Source organism: Pseudomonas sp. UYEF17, assembly GCF_040546125.1.
In the GTDB taxonomy this organism is placed as follows: domain Bacteria; phylum Pseudomonadota; class Gammaproteobacteria; order Pseudomonadales; family Pseudomonadaceae; genus Aquipseudomonas; species Aquipseudomonas putida_Z.
Window position 1 is genome coordinate 73,113 of record NZ_JBEPNE010000003.1, and the last position, 14,513, is coordinate 87,625.

Here is a 14,513-nt window from a genome sequence, read left to right on the forward strand (position 1 = left end):
CATGAATGCCGCCAAACGCCTGGAGATCTTTCGCAGGCTGCACGAAGACAACCCCGACCCGAAGACCGAACTGGCCTACACCACCCCGTTCGAACTGCTGGTCGCCGTGACACTGTCTGCGCAGTCCACCGATGTCGGCGTCAACAAGGCCACCGCACGCCTGTTCCCGGTCGCCAACACCCCCGAGGCCATCTATGCGCTGGGCGTCGAAGGCCTGAGCGAGTACATCAAGACCATTGGCTTGTACAACAGCAAGGCCAAGAACGTCATCGAAGCCTGCCGACTGCTGATCGAACGCCATGGCAGCCAGGTACCGCAAACCCGCGAAGCCCTGGAGGCGCTGCCCGGCGTGGGCCGCAAGACCGCCAACGTGGTGCTCAACACGGCGTTCCGCCAGCCAACCATGGCGGTGGATACCCATATCTTCCGGGTCAGCAACCGCACGGGTATTGCACCAGGCAAGACGGTGCTGGAAGTGGAGAAAAAGCTGATCAAGTTCGTGCCAAAGGATTACCTGCTCGACGCCCACCACTGGCTGATCCTGCACGGGCGCTATGTGTGCCAGGCACGCAAGCCGCGCTGCGGCAGTTGCCGGATCGAAGACTTGTGCGAGTACAAGCACAAGACCTCCGACGATTGAGTCGATAGCTGGAAACCACCTGCAGCGATTGAAAAAATCTTTTTTACCAGCGTCTGCTTTCTGGTTATAAGGACGGCCAATGGCCCCTTGGCTTGGAGCGACTCATGAGTAGCGATAAAGACGACCTGTCGATCGAAGATGATTTTGTTGCCGCGGATGACGAAGCGGAACCCCAGGTAGAAACCGCAAAGACCAACCTGAGCAAGCGCCGTACCATCGATAATATGCTGGAAGAAAGGCGCCTGCAGAAGCAGCTGGCCGACTTCGACTACGATCTGTAACCTTGGCAAAGCCTCCTGGCTGGAGGCTTTACGGCCTTGGCGGTCAGTTCAACCCTTGCCGCTGCGCCAGCTCGATCAGGTCGACCAGCGAGCGCGCATTGAGCTTGAGCAACAGGCGCGACTTGTAGGTACTGACCGTCTTGTTGCTGAGGAACATGCTGTCGGCAATCTCCTTGTTGGAACGCCCTCGCGCCAGCTGTTGCAACACCGTCATCTCGCGCGCCGAGAGGCGGTTGACCATATCCGTCTCGCTTCCGCCTCTGCCGCGTGACACATGCAAGGCCTGGTTGGGGAAGTAACTGTAGCCCGACAGCACGGCCTTGATGGCGCTCAGCAGCTCGGTGAGTTCCTGCTGCTTGCACACATACCCCGCCGCCCCCGCCTGCATGCAGCGCATCGAGAAGTTGCCGGGGGCCTGCGATGTCAGCACCAGCACCTTGCTGCCCGGGCTGAAAGTTGTCATGCGACCGATCACCTCCAGGCCATCCAGCTTGGGGATACCGATATCGAGCACCACGATATCCGGCAGGTGTTGCCGTGTGAGTTGCAGCGCAGCCACCCCGTTGTCGGTTTCCGCCACGACGTCATACCCATGCCGCTCCATCAGCATGCGTACGGCCAGGCGTATGACCGGATGATCATCCACGATAAGCACTTTATTCATGCGATATCCATTCATTGCTTTTGCTATGGCCCGCCAAGATAACCTACAGAACGCTTACTGGCGCGGTGATTTACCGACGAAATATATGAACAGATAGAACCTACAACACTTACAGAAATTTCCTACACTCAACTGACGCACTTGTAACAATCAAATTCCCTGCTACCGAATGAACGGTATCACCAGCCGCTAAAAGTGCACCAGTTGAAAACCGGCCGACACCTCGGGAAATACTCAGTTCAAATGCGCTGAACAAACACCGTCATCAGGATTTCGAGCGATTATTCTCACCCGGGAAACAATCCAGCCTTTAGTTGAGCATCGCCGTAAGGTAAAGATGTGCAAAATCGCTGGAGACGACCCCATATGCACCAAGTACAACCTGTCGCCCCGCTGACGATCATTGCCATCTTCGCAGGGATTATCGAAGCCTCCGCCCTTGCCACATTGCCGTTTCTCAGCGAATCCAGCCAAAAGCTCTATACCTGGTTCCTGGTGGGCTTCCCATTCTTCCTGACGGCACTGTTCTTCCTCACGCTCAACTTCAATTACAAGTCGCTCTACGACCCTTCATCAAACAGGACGGCAAATGACAACACGTCGACACAGAGCGATGTGGCCAAACATGCAATGCCCGGTAATACCAGCGAAGCGCTGCAGGGCGAGCCTGTCACATTCATGTTTTCCGGCCCCGATGCCTATCGCATGATGGAGCAGCAATTGCTGTCCGCCCTTGCCCAACCGCCGCAGCAAGCGCGCACGTGGCGCTTTTGCAACCTGGATAGACGCCAGTGCGCACAACTATCGATCAGCGCGCTTGATGGACAGCAGGCGAGCGACGGCCATTGATATCACAGATAAAAAAACCCCGGCCTAGGCCGGGGTTCTTGCTGCACATGCCAGCGATCAGAGCAGCGAGCGGCCCTTGTTGGCAGCAATGCGCATACGCAGGGCGTTGAGCTTGATGAAGCCCGCTGCGTCCGCCTGGTTGTAGGCGCCGCCATCTTCCTCGAAGGTAGCGATGTTGGCATCGAACAGCGAGTCGTCCGACTTGCGGCCGACAACGGTGACGTTGCCCTTGTACAGCTTCAGGCGTACCACGCCGTTCACGTTGACCTGCGAAGCGTCGATCATCTGCTGCAGCATCAGACGCTCCGGGCTCCACCAGTAGCCGGTGTAGATCAGGCTGGCGTACTTCGGCATCAGCTCATCCTTCAGGTGAGCGACTTCGCGGTCCAGGGTGATCGACTCGATGGCACGGTGGGCCTTGAGCATGATGGTGCCGCCTGGGGTCTCGTAGCAGCCACGCGACTTCATGCCGACGTAACGGTTCTCGACGATGTCCAGACGGCCGATGCCATTGGCACCACCGATACGATTCAGGTCGGCCAGGACGGTGGCCGGGGTCTTCTCGACACCGTCGATGGCAACGATGTCACCGTTGCGGTAGGTCAGCTCGATGTAGGTAGCCTGGTCCGGGGCATTCTCGGGCGAGACGCTCCAGCGCCACATGTCTTCTTCGTGCTCGGTCCAGGTATCTTCCAGGACACCGCCTTCGTAGGAGATGTGCAGCAGGTTGGCGTCCATCGAGTACGGCGACTTCTTCTTGCCGTGGCGCTCGATCGGGATGCCGTGCTTCTCGGCGTAGTCCATCAGCTTCTCGCGGGACAGCAGGTCCCACTCACGCCATGGGGCGATTACCTTGACGCCTGGCTTCAAGGCGTAGGCGCCCAGTTCGAAACGCACCTGGTCGTTGCCTTTGCCGGTGGCGCCGTGGGAAATGGCGTCGGCGCCGGTTTCGTTGGCGATTTCGATCAGGCGCTTGGCGATCAGCGGACGGGCGATGGAAGTACCCAGCAGGTACTCGCCTTCGTATACGGTGTTGGCGCGGAACATCGGGAACACGAAATCACGCACGAACTCTTCGCGCAGGTCGTCGATGTAGATCTCTTTAACGCCCATTGCCTGGGCCTTGGCACGAGCCGGCTCGACCTCTTCGCCCTGACCCAGGTCAGCGGTGAAGGTCACCACTTCGCAGTTGTAGGTATCCTGCAGCCACTTGAGAATCACCGAAGTATCAAGGCCGCCGGAATACGCCAGTACGACCTTTTTTACGTCCGCCATGCCATCACTCCACGGGGTTGTACGGAAAGGGATCGATTCTAACGACGTTACGGATAAATTTACAGTGGGGCGACAGCTTCTGACGACAAAGCGACAGGAAGTTTCGGAAGGGCGACTTACCGTCGGAAAGTATGAAATGCCGTGTAGGAGCGGCCTTGTGTCGCGATGGGCTGCGCAGCAGCCCCTGGATCTCAGCAATGCAGCGAAAACTGCCGGGGCTGCTGCGCAGCCCATCGCGACACAAGGCCGCTCCTACAGAAAGCTCCGCAACCTTCAGGACTTGGCAGGTGTTGGCTCAGGGGCCTTTTCGACAGGCTTCTCCACCGGCTTCTCGATCACCGTCACCCGATCCAGTTCAATATTCACCCGACGGTTACGCGCCCGGTTGGCAGCATTGGTGTTCTTCGCCAACGGGTAACGCTCGCCGTGGAAACGCACGGTAATCTGCTCTTCCGGAACGCCATGGGCCTTGAGGTAGTCGGCCACCGCCAGTGCCCGGCGGCGCGACATGTCGCGATTGGTCAGGCGGTTGCCACTGTTGTCGGAGTGACCGTTGAGCTCGACATGGTTCACCGTCGGGTCAGCCTTCATGTAGTCGAGGATCACATCCAGCCGTGCCTTGGCCGCACCATCCAGCTCGAAGCCGCCCCCGGGGAAGCCCACCTGGGTCTGGCGCACCTGGTCGTAATTCATCGGCAGCAGCTTGCCGGCACAGGCCTGATAGTCGCTGTAGGCCTTGGCGAAGCTGACCGGTAGTACACGCACTTCCATCGGCCTGCCCGCCTCGCCGGCGTAATTGCGTACCACCGTGCTGCGCCCATCGAGCAGGCCGTTGATCAGGCGGCTGGCCTGGCCCTGGGACGAACTGAACAGCACCCCGGTGCGGGCCATGCGCACGCTGCCCAGGTTGATGTCGCTGCGCCCGGGTTGCCACGGCGCAGCGGCTGCCAGCAATGTGGCCGTGCCCGCACCCAGTACATTGCTGTCCGAACGCAGCTGGAACACCGGCTGCTCGCCCGCGCGGCGCACGAACTCGCCGCTGCCGAAGCCGTCGATCGGCTGGATCAGCCGGCACTCGAACTGGTCACCCTCGACCTTCCAGGCGATGTTCTCCATGCGCGTCTGGAAGGTCAGCGCGCCGGCCGGCAGGCTGGCGAACAGGGTCAACAGGGCTAGGTAACGCTGGCGCACGGGCGGCTCCACAAATTCTGACGGCTTACCTGCAGGCTATCGGACGCCTGCCGGAAAACTTGATAGCCGTGCTCCACCCAGGGTTTTCCGGTAGCATTGGGGCTTGAGTTCGACCCGCCTGGAATCCCCAATGTCCGATCGCCTGACCCTCCTGCGTCCCGACGACTGGCACATCCATCTGCGCGATGGTGCCGTCCTGCCCCACACCGTTGGCGACGTGGCGCGTACTTTCGCCCGTGCCATCATCATGCCCAACCTGGTTCCGCCGGTACGCAATGCCGTCGAGGCCGGCGCCTACCGTGAGCGCATCCTGGCCGCCCGCCCGGCTGGCAGCCGCTTCGAGCCGCTGATGGTGCTGTACCTCACCGACCGCACCAGCCCCGAGGACATCCGCGCGGCCAAGGCCAGCGGTTTCGTGTACGCCGCCAAGCTGTACCCTGCCGGCGCCACCACCAACTCCGACTCGGGCGTGACCAGCATCGACAACATCTTCCCGGCCATCGAGGCGCTGGCGGAAGTTGGCATGCCGCTACTGGTGCATGGCGAAGTGACCCGCAGCGAGATCGACGTGTTCGACCGCGAGAAGCGCTTCATCGACGAGCACATGCGCCGTGTGGTCGAGCGCTTCCCAACGCTGAAGGTGGTGTTCGAGCACATCACCACCAGCGATGCCGCGCAGTTCGTCACCGAGGCCCCGGCCAACGTCGGCGCGACCATCACCGCGCAGCACCTGCTGTACAACCGCAACCACATGCTGGTTGGCGGCATTCGCCCGCACTTCTACTGCCTGCCGATCCTCAAGCGCAACACCCACCAGGTGGCGCTGCTGGACGCGGCCACCAGCGGCAACCCGAAGTTCTTCCTGGGTACCGACTCGGCCCCGCACGCCCGTCACGCCAAGGAAGCCGCCTGCGGTTGTGCCGGTTGCTACACCGCCTACGCGGCAATCGAGATGTACGCCGAAGCATTCGAGCAGCGTAACGCGCTGGACAAGCTGGAAGGCTTCGCCAGCCTGCACGGCCCGGCGTTCTATGGCCTGCCGGCGAACACCGACACCATTACCCTGGTCCGCGAAGAATGGACCGCCCCGGACAGCCTACCGTTTGGCGAGCAGACCGTGGTCCCGCTGCGCGCCGGCGAAAAACTGCGCTGGCGCCTGCTGGAGGAAAACGCGTGAGCGAAGACCTCTACGAAGACGACCTGGACACCCAAGGCAGCAGCGGCTCGCGCCACCCGATGGCCGAGCGCTTTCGCGGCTATCTGCCGGTAGTGGTAGATGTTGAAACCGGCGGCTTCAACAGCGCTACCGATGCCCTGCTGGAAATTGCCGCTGTCACCATCGGCATGGACGAAAAGGGCTTCCTGTTCCCCGAGCACACCTACTTCCACCGGGTGGAGCCATTCGAGGGCGCCAACATCGAGGCGGCCGCGCTGGAGTTCACCGGGATCAAGCTGGACCACCCGCTGCGCATGGCGGTCAGCGAGGAAAGTGCGCTGACCGACATCTTCCGCGGCGTACGCAAGGCGCTCAAGGCCAATGGCTGCAAGCGGGCGATCCTGGTCGGCCACAACAGCAGCTTCGACCTGGGCTTCCTCAATGCGGCGGTAACGCGCAATGACCTGAAGCGCAACCCGTTCCACCCGTTCTCCAGCTTCGACACCGCTACCCTGGCGGGCCTGGCCTACGGCCAGACCGTACTGGCGCGGGCCTGCCAGAGCGCCGACATCGACTTCGACGGGCGTGAGGCGCATTCGGCGCGTTATGACACCGAGAAGACGGCCGAGCTGTTCTGCGGCATCGTCAACCGCTGGAAAGAGATGGGCGGCTGGCGCGATTTCAACGATTGAGTTGAAAGAGCATTCGCGGGCATGCCCGCTCCCACAGGGATCGCACAATGGCTGAGGCCCGTGGGATACCTGTGGGAGCGGGTTTACCCGCGAAGAGGCCGGCACAGGACGGCACAAAAAAACCGGCCACAAGGGCCGGTTTTTTCATGCACGCGGCAATTACAGCTTGCCAGCGTTCTCGCTCAGGTAGGCAGCAACGCCTTCCGGCGAAGCGTTCATGCCTTTGTCGCCTTTTTTCCAGTTGGCAGGGCAAACTTCGCCGTGCTCTTCGTGGAACTGCAGGGCGTCAACCAGGCGCAGCAGCTCGTCCATGTTGCGGCCCAGTGGCAGGTCGTTGACGATCTGCGAACGGACAACACCGTTGGTGTCGATCAGGAAGGCACCACGGAAGGCCACGCCGCCTTCGGACTCGACGTCGTAGGCCTTGCAGATTTCGTGGGTCATGTCGGCAGCCAGGGTGTATTTGACCTGGCCGATACCGCCGTTGTTGACCGGGGTGTTACGCCAGGCGTTGTGGGTGAAGTGCGAGTCGATCGACACGCCGATCACTTCCACGTTGCGCGCCTGGAAGTCAGGGATGCGGTTGTCCAGGGCGATCAGCTCGGACGGGCAGACGAAGGTGAAGTCCAGCGGGTAGAAGAACACCAGGCCGTACTTGCCCTTGATGGCCGAAGCCAGGTTGAAGCTGTCGACGATCTCGCCATTGCCCAGCACGGCCGGAACGGTGAAATCGGGGGCTTTCTTACCAACGAGTACGCTCATTGTAATCTCCTGATGAGGGTGAAAAACCGTTTGCCGGGCCAGACGGGCTTGCCCGACATCCAACAAAGGCCGACCATCATACACGGCTTCTGGTGACAGGCCGACTCCAACGACGAAGCAACCGCCGGTCGCTCAAGCACGGCCCTTTCAGAAACTCCTTTGACAAGCATTCTCATTAACATTAAGCTCCACCCCATCGAGCCCACCAACGATGGTCAGCCTTTATGTATGTGTGTCTTTGTGTCGGCGTTACCGACGGACAGATCCGCGATGCGATCTATGAAGGATGCTGCAACTACAAGGAAGTGCGAGCCGCGACCAATGTCGCCAGCCAGTGTGGCAAATGTGCCTGCGTGGCCAAGCAGGTGGTCCGCGAGACCCTGACCGAGCTCCAGGTCAGCCAGGCAGCCCTGCCCTACCCCGTGGAATTTACCGCGGCCTGAAAACCCAGAATTCCAAGAACCGGACCTTGCGTCCGGTTTTTTTATGCCCGCAATTCAATAAGTTAGCGCTCCAACGCGGTTCACAAACATTCTTATTTCCATTAATTTTCACTTATTATTCAAGAACTTAGGTTTGACACTCCTAAGTATCGGGCTCAAACTTCACTGTATTGGCACACTTCTACAGGGCAGGAACCCGACATGAAAGGCGACGTAAGCGTCATCCAGCATCTCAACAAGATCCTCGGAAACGAGCTGGTCGCGATCAACCAGTACTTCCTGCACGCACGCATGTACGAAGATTGGGGCCTGAACAAACTCGGCAAGCACGAGTACAAGGAATCCATCGACGAGATGAAGCACGCTGACAAACTGATCAAGCGTATTCTCTTCCTCGAAGGCATCCCCAACGTCCAGGACCTGGGCAAGCTGCTGATTGGCGAGCACACCAAGGAAATGCTCGAGTGCGACCTGAAGATCGAACAGAAAGGCCTGGTCGACCTGAAAGCAGCCATCGCCCATTGCGAAACCGCTGGCGACTTCGGCTCGCGTGACATGCTCGAAGACATCCTCGAGTCCGAGGAAGAACACATCGACTGGCTGGAAACCCAGCTGGGGCTGATCGACAAGATTGGTATCGAGAACTACCTGCAGTCGCAGATGGGCGAAGAATAAATATTCGCCCCATGAAAAAACCCGCGATGAGCGGGTTTTTTCATGCTTGCCGGAAATTCAGGCTTCGGAAGCCTTGGCCTTGGCAGCCGCTTCCTTGATCAGGGTCTGCAGCTCACCCTTTTCGAACATTTCCAGCATGATGTCGCTGCCGCCGACCAGCTCACCGGCTACCCACAGTTGCGGGAAGGTCGGCCAGTTGGCGTACTTTGGCAGGTTCGCACGGATTTCCGGGTTCTGCAGGATGTCGACGTAGGCGAACTTCTCGCCACAACCCATCACGGCCTGCGATGCACGCGCAGAGAAGCCACACTGCGGGGCATTCGGCGAGCCTTTCATGTAAAGCAGAATGGTGTTGTTGGCAATCTGCTCTTTGATCGTTTCGATGATATCCATGTAGCACCTCGGCTGAACTTTCCGACGCGGTCGTCGGCACGGTGACGCATTGTAACGGAAAGCCGAGCAGCATGCTCGGCCTTACCGTTCCTTACGCGGCCTCTACCTGCACGGGTACGCCATTGAGGGCGGCATTGCCGGAAACCTGATCACGCAGGCGCTCATCGGTGAGGTCGTTGGCGCTCACGCCAGGTTGCGCCTGGGCGGTCTGCATGTGCACGCCCCGACGAGAGTGACCGAAGCCATGGGGCAGGCTCACCACGCCCGGCATCATGTCCTCGCAGGCCTGCACCTCGACTTCAAGGTCCCCGGTACGCGAGCGGATACGAACCCGCTGGCCGTCCTGCAGCTGCCGCTGCTGCAGGTCCTGCGGGTGCATCAACAACTGATGTCGCGGTTTGCCTTTCACCAGCCGATGAAAATTGTGCATCCACGAATTGTTGCTGCGTACATGGCGACGGCCGATCAGCAGCAGTTCGCCCGGCGCCGGAGGGGCTTGTTGCGCCAGCCGACCCAGGTCGTCCAGCAGCACCTGCGGCGCCGCTTCGACAGCCTTGCTGGCAGTCGTCAGGCGCGCTGCTAGGTTGGCGCGCAATGGCCCCAGGTCGAGGCCATGCGGGTGCTCGTCCAGCGCTGCCAGCGACAACTGCCAGGGTGTCGCTTCACCATAGCGCCCCTTGCGCAAGGCCAGGTCGATCATCTGCGCTGGCGCCCAGGTCGGCTTCAACTCCAGCTCGGCGCGCTTGGCGAACGCTTGTGCCAGCCCGACGAAAATCTCCCAGTCATGCAATGCCCCTTCGGGCTTGGCCAGGACCGCCCGGTTGAAGCGGGTCACGTTGCGCACGGCCAGCAAGTTGAACGTGGAGTCGTAATGGTCGTTTTCCAGCGCCGAGGTGGAGGGCAGGATCAGGTCGGCATGGCGGGTGGTTTCGTTGATGTACAGGTCGATGCTGAGCATGAACTCCAGCCCCTCCAGCGCCACATCCAGCTGGCGGCCGTTGGGCGTGGACAGTACGGGGTTGCCAGCCACCGTCACCAGCGCGCGCACCTGCCCTTCGCCGGGTGTCAGCATTTCCTCGGCCAAGGCCGCCACGGGCAGTTCGCCGCCGTACTCGGGCAAGCCCGACACCCGGCTCTGCCAAGCGTTGAAATGGCCACCCGAGGTGGTCGCCACCAAGTCGACGGCAGGCTCGGTGCACAACGCGCCGCCTTCACGGTCAAGGTTGCCGGTCACCAGGTTGATCAGTTGCACCAACCAGTGGCAAAGGGTGCCGTAGGTCTGGGTCGATACCCCCATGCGGCCGTAGCACACCGCCTTGTCGGCCGCGGCGAAGTCCCGTGCCAGCTGGCGGATGTCTGTAGCGGCAATGCCACAGTGCGCACTCATGGCCTCCGCGCTGAACGGCGCGATCGCTTCGCGCACCTGCTGCAGACCCGCGACCGGCAAGTGCGAGCCGCGCGCCAGGCCTTCAGCGAACAGGGTGTTGAGCAAGCCGCACAACAAGGCCGCATCCCCTCCAGGGCGAATGAACAGGTGACTGTCGGCCATCGCCGCCGTTTCGCTGCGCCGCGGGTCCACCACCACCAGGCGCCCACCCCGGGCCTGCAGCGCTTTCAGGCGCTTTTCCACGTCCGGCACGGTCATGATGCTGCCGTTGGAGGCCAGCGGGTTGCCGCCGAGGATCAGCATGAAACCGGTCTGGTCGATGTCCGGGATCGGCAGCAGCAGGCCATGGCCGTACATAAGGTGGCTGACCAGGTGCTGCGGCAACTGGTCCACCGAGGTGGCAGAGAAGCGGTTGCGGGTTTTCAGCAGGCCCAGGAAGTAGTTGCTGTGGGTCATCAGGCCGTAGTTGTGCACGCTCGGGTTGCCTTGGTACACCGCCACGGCATTGCGCCCATGGGCCTGCTGGATCGCCCACAGCCTGTCGGCGGCCAGGGCAAAGGCCTCGTCCCAGCCGATGGCCTGCCAGTGCTCGCCCACCCGCTTGTGCGGCTGGCGCAGGCGGTCGGGGTCGTTCTGGATGTCCTGCAGGGCCACGGCCTTTGGGCAGACATGGCCGCGGCTGAACGGGTCCTGGGGGTCGCCCTTGATCGAACTGATCAGCGCCCGCCCGTCGTCGTCATGGCTGACTTCGATGTTCAGCCCACAGATCGCTTCGCACAGGTGACAGGCACGGTGATGCAGGGTCTTGGTCATGGCCGCCTCTGCCTTGTTGTCATGGAGGATGTGTACAGGGTTGTCGAACATCGACTATGCGCCCGGCCCCCGCCGCCGGCCAGCGCGCTTCGCGGCGTGAATCCACCGACATCAGGCACACGATTTGCGACAGCCATTTGCCAAATTGCCGGCAAGCCGTGTACAACCCTCTGTAGCAAATAAAAAACAGCACTGCCCGTCGGGTAAAGACACCCTTTGCAACACCCTTTGGTACTGGGCAGCTGTTTCCCCTCTTGGCTTTAGGCGACATTTACTTATAGTATTGCGCCTTTCCCTATTTCGTCCGCCCCCGTGCGGCTTACGCCGCAGGTCACTCCCGTTGTCAAAAAAAACCATACGGTCGACCTGCATACCGTTGCAGATAAGGTAGTCAATCATGAGCGCTAGGCACTTTCTCTCCCTGCTGGACTTCACCACCGACGAATTGCTCGGGGTGATCCGCCGCGGCATCGAGCTGAAGGACCTGCGCAAGCGAGGCGTGCTGTTCGAGCCCCTGAAGAACCGCGTGCTGGGCATGATCTTCGAGAAGTCCTCGACCCGTACCCGCGTGTCGTTCGAGGCCGGCATGATCCAGCTCGGCGGCCAGGCCATCTTCCTGTCCCCGCGCGACACCCAGCTGGGCCGTGGCGAGCCGATCGGCGACAGTGCCATCGTGCTGTCGAGCATGCTCGATGTGGTGATGATCCGTACCCACGCCCACAGCACCCTGACCGAATTCGCCGCCAACTCGCGTGTGCCGGTGATCAACGCGCTGTCCGACGAGTCGCACCCGTGCCAGCTGCTGGCCGACATGCAGACCTTCCTCGAACATCGCGGCTCGATCCAGGGCAAGACCGTGGCCTGGATCGGCGATGGCTTCAACATGTGCAACTCGTACATCGAGGCAGCCAGGCAGTTCGACTTCCAGCTGCGCATCGCCTGCCCGGAAGGCTACGAGCCGGACCCACGCTTCATGGCCATTGGTGGTGACCACGTGCAGATCGTGCGTGACCCGAAGGAAGCCGTGCGCGGCGCCCATCTGGTGACCACGGATGTCTGGACTTCCATGGGCCAGGAGGAGGAAACTGCACGGCGCCTGGCGCATTTCGCGCCTTACCAGGTCACCCGCGAACTGCTCGACCTGGCGGCACCCGACGCCCTGTTCATGCACTGCCTGCCAGCCCACCGTGGTGAGGAAATCAGCCATGACCTGCTCGACGACCCACGTTCGGTCGCCTGGGACCAGGCTGAAAACCGCCTGCATGCACAGAAGGCCCTTCTCGAATTCCTTGTAGAACCGGCTTACCACCACGCATGAGTCAACCCCTACTGCTCAACCTGCGCAACCTCGCCTGCGGCTATGGCGACCAGCGCATCGTCCAGAACCTCAATCTGCACCTGAACGCAGGCGACATCGGTTGCCTGCTGGGTTCATCCGGTTGCGGCAAGACCACCACCCTGCGCGCCATCGCCGGTTTCGAACCCGTGCACGACGGCGAGATCCAGCTGGCTGGCGAGGTCATTTCCCGAGCTGGCTTCACCCTGGCCCCGGAAAAACGCCGCATCGGCATGGTGTTTCAGGATTACGCGCTGTTCCCGCACCTGACCGTGGCACAGAACATTGCCTTCGGCATCGCCAAGCACCCGCGCCAGGCCGAGGTCATCGAAGAGATGCTCGAGCTGGTCAAGCTGGGCGGCCTGGGCGGGCGCTACCCGCATGAACTGTCCGGCGGCCAACAGCAACGGGTCGCCCTGGCCCGTGCGCTGGCACCGGAGCCGCAACTGCTGCTGCTCGACGAGCCATTCTCCAACCTCGACGTGGAGCTGCGCCGGCGCCTGAGCCATGAGGTTCGCGACATTCTCAAGAGCCGCGGCACCAGCGCCATCCTGGTGACCCATGACCAGGAAGAGGCCTTTGCCGTCAGCGACCAGGTTGGCGTGTTCAAGGAAGGCCGCCTGGAGCAGTGGGACACGCCCTACAACCTTTACCACGAGCCGCAGACGCCGTTCGTGGCCAGCTTCATTGGCCAGGGGTATTTCATCCGTGGGCAGATGATCAGCCACGAAGCGGTCAATACCGAGCTGGGTGAACTGCGCGGCAACCGTGCCTACATCATGGCGCCGGGCAGCTCGGTGGATGTGCTGCTGCGCCCTGACGATATCGTCCACGCACCGGGCAGCGCGCTGCAGGCGAACATCGTCGGCAAGAGCTTCCTTGGGGCATCGACCCTGTACCGCCTGCAGTTGCCGACCGGCAGCCAGCTGGAGGCGATCTTCCCTAGCCATAACGACCATCAGGTCGGCGAGGATGTGGGGATTGCGGTCAAGGCCGATCACCTGGTGCTGTTCCCGGTGCCGGGCAGCGTGGCGGCGCAGTTGCCGCGGCAGGAGAACGGGGTGCGCCGGTACAGTTCAGCGACCTGATTCGAAATTTTGGGGCCGCTTTGCGGCCCTTTCGCGACACAAGGCCGCTCCTACAAGGGTACGTATTCCCCCTGTAGGAGCGGCCTTGTGTCGCGATGGGCTGCAAAGCAGCCCCAGAAATCTCAGCCCCGACCAATCCCGGCAAACTTGCCCTGGGTGTACTCAGCCAGCACTGCGGCCGCCAACTCCACCTCCAGCCCACGCCGCCCGGCGCTGACATGGATGGTTGCAAAGTTCTGCGCCGAGTCATCGATGAAGGTGCGCAGGCGCTTCTTCTGCCCCAGCGGGCTGATCCCGCCCACCAGGTACCCCGTGGCCCGCTGCGCAACCGCCGGGTCGGCCATCTCGCACTTTTTCACCCCGGCAGCATGGGCCAGGGCCTTGAGGTCGAGCGTACCCACCACAGGCACCACCGCCACCAGCAACTCACCCTTCTCACTGCTCGCCAGCAAGGTCTTGAACACCTGCTGCGGGTCGAGACCGAGCTTTTCCGCCGCCTCCAGGCCATATGACGCCGATTTGGGGTCATGTTCGTAACTGTGCACACGATGCTCGGCACGGTGTTTCTTCAACAGGTCTAGGGCGGGGGTCATGCGGGGGCTCCGGTCGGGGACAGCTCGGCGGCTACTTTAGGACAATTCCCACACCTCAGCCAGCGAACCGCAACTGCGCGCCTCTAGTACGCGGATCCGCACCTGAAACCAGCATCCAGATCGTGACCGGCCGTTCACTTTCGACCTTTGACATCAGCGTTTCTTGTCTATATTTTTTCGTTTCTGAATAAATGATGCACTTTTAAGGTGCGTTTCCTACATCTGCCTGGGGTCAACGGGGATAGACTCCGGGCTTTGCTGTCGAGCGCCACGCG

16 protein-coding genes are annotated in these 14,513 nt (G+C 61.4%); 9 read left to right on the plus strand and 7 right to left on the minus strand.

Annotated features, from left to right (window positions below; translation table 11 throughout):
• The first annotated feature begins 1 nt into the window (after position 1).
• Positions 2-640, plus strand: a complete 639-nt coding sequence (gene nth / locus ABIB24_RS05725; RefSeq protein WP_025340388.1) for an endonuclease III — start codon at positions 2-4, stop codon at positions 638-640.
• A 104-nt stretch (positions 641-744) separates the two neighbouring features.
• A complete protein-coding gene (locus tag ABIB24_RS05730; protein WP_003258006.1) occupies positions 745-921 on the plus strand; it encodes a PA3496 family putative envelope integrity protein in 177 nt (58 codons plus the stop codon).
• 43 nt (positions 922-964) lie between these two features.
• Here the strand turns inward: ABIB24_RS05730 and ABIB24_RS05735 are convergent, their stop codons facing one another.
• Positions 965-1,585, minus strand: a complete 621-nt coding sequence (locus ABIB24_RS05735) for a response regulator transcription factor (protein ID WP_023660944.1) — start codon at positions 1,583-1,585, stop codon at positions 965-967.
• Positions 1,586-1,951: 366 nt separating this feature from the next.
• Here ABIB24_RS05735 and ABIB24_RS05740 point away from each other — a divergent pair, with 366 nt between their 5' ends.
• The gene (locus ABIB24_RS05740) at positions 1,952-2,434 is read left to right on the plus strand and encodes a hypothetical protein (protein ID WP_274079421.1); all 483 of its coding nucleotides are present in this window, start codon (positions 1,952-1,954) and stop codon (positions 2,432-2,434) included.
• A gap of 57 nt (positions 2,435-2,491) precedes the next feature.
• Here ABIB24_RS05740 and ABIB24_RS05745 read toward each other — a convergent pair whose 3' ends face one another.
• Positions 2,492-3,709, minus strand: a complete 1,218-nt coding sequence (locus tag ABIB24_RS05745) for an argininosuccinate synthase (protein ID WP_013973956.1) — start codon at positions 3,707-3,709, stop codon at positions 2,492-2,494.
• Positions 3,710-3,982: 273 nt separating this feature from the next.
• Positions 3,983-4,900, minus strand: a complete 918-nt coding sequence (locus ABIB24_RS05750; RefSeq protein ID WP_025340390.1) for a flagellar protein MotY — start codon at positions 4,898-4,900, stop codon at positions 3,983-3,985.
• Between the two features lie 130 nt (positions 4,901-5,030).
• On the opposite strand from ABIB24_RS05750, the gene pyrC reads away from it, so the two are divergent.
• Together pyrC and rnt are read left to right on the plus strand one after the other, a co-directional pair.
• Positions 5,031-6,077 (plus strand): dihydroorotase, encoded by a 1,047-nt coding sequence (gene pyrC, locus ABIB24_RS05755; protein ID WP_015271562.1) that lies wholly within the window; start codon positions 5,031-5,033, stop codon positions 6,075-6,077.
• 59 nt (positions 6,078-6,136) lie between these two features.
• Positions 6,137-6,748 carry a ribonuclease T gene (rnt, locus tag ABIB24_RS05760; protein WP_230388460.1) on the plus strand — a complete coding sequence of 204 codons (612 nt, stop codon included), beginning with the start codon at positions 6,137-6,139 and terminating at the stop codon, positions 6,746-6,748.
• Between the two features lie 159 nt (positions 6,749-6,907).
• On the opposite strand, the gene ABIB24_RS05765 is transcribed toward rnt, so the two are convergent.
• Positions 6,908-7,510, minus strand: a complete 603-nt coding sequence (locus ABIB24_RS05765; protein WP_003254945.1) for a peroxiredoxin — start codon at positions 7,508-7,510, stop codon at positions 6,908-6,910.
• A gap of 224 nt (positions 7,511-7,734) precedes the next feature.
• Here ABIB24_RS05765 and ABIB24_RS05770 point away from each other — a divergent pair, with 224 nt between their 5' ends.
• Complete coding sequence (locus ABIB24_RS05770) at positions 7,735-7,953, plus strand: bacterioferritin-associated ferredoxin (protein ID WP_137164725.1); 219 nt, start codon at positions 7,735-7,737, stop codon at positions 7,951-7,953.
• A 201-nt stretch (positions 7,954-8,154) separates the two neighbouring features.
• Positions 8,155-8,628 carry a bacterioferritin gene (gene bfr / locus ABIB24_RS05775; RefSeq protein ID WP_003258014.1) on the plus strand — a complete coding sequence of 158 codons (474 nt, stop codon included), beginning with the start codon at positions 8,155-8,157 and terminating at the stop codon, positions 8,626-8,628.
• A 57-nt stretch (positions 8,629-8,685) separates the two neighbouring features.
• Here bfr and grxD read toward each other — a convergent pair whose 3' ends face one another.
• Complete coding sequence (gene grxD / locus ABIB24_RS05780) at positions 8,686-9,021, minus strand: Grx4 family monothiol glutaredoxin (RefSeq protein ID WP_003254949.1); 336 nt, start codon at positions 9,019-9,021, stop codon at positions 8,686-8,688.
• 91 nt (positions 9,022-9,112) lie between these two features.
• Positions 9,113-11,221, minus strand: coding sequence for a molybdopterin-dependent oxidoreductase (locus tag ABIB24_RS05785; protein WP_354316213.1), 2,109 nt, complete (start codon positions 11,219-11,221; stop codon positions 9,113-9,115).
• 397 nt (positions 11,222-11,618) lie between these two features.
• Here ABIB24_RS05785 and argF point away from each other — a divergent pair, with 397 nt between their 5' ends.
• Both argF and ABIB24_RS05795 read left to right on the plus strand, forming a co-directional pair.
• A complete protein-coding gene (argF, locus tag ABIB24_RS05790) occupies positions 11,619-12,539 on the plus strand; it encodes an ornithine carbamoyltransferase (RefSeq protein WP_013973960.1) in 921 nt (306 codons plus the stop codon).
• Positions 12,536-13,645 carry an ABC transporter ATP-binding protein gene (locus tag ABIB24_RS05795; protein WP_025340392.1) on the plus strand — a complete coding sequence of 370 codons (1,110 nt, stop codon included), beginning with the start codon at positions 12,536-12,538 and terminating at the stop codon, positions 13,643-13,645. Before argF ends, ABIB24_RS05795 begins: the two co-directional genes overlap by 4 nt.
• Positions 13,646-13,767: 122 nt before the next feature.
• On the opposite strand, the gene ybaK is transcribed toward ABIB24_RS05795, so the two are convergent.
• Complete coding sequence (gene ybaK, locus ABIB24_RS05800; RefSeq protein WP_085665445.1) at positions 13,768-14,238, minus strand: Cys-tRNA(Pro) deacylase; 471 nt, start codon at positions 14,236-14,238, stop codon at positions 13,768-13,770.
• Positions 14,239-14,513 lie beyond the last annotated feature (275 nt).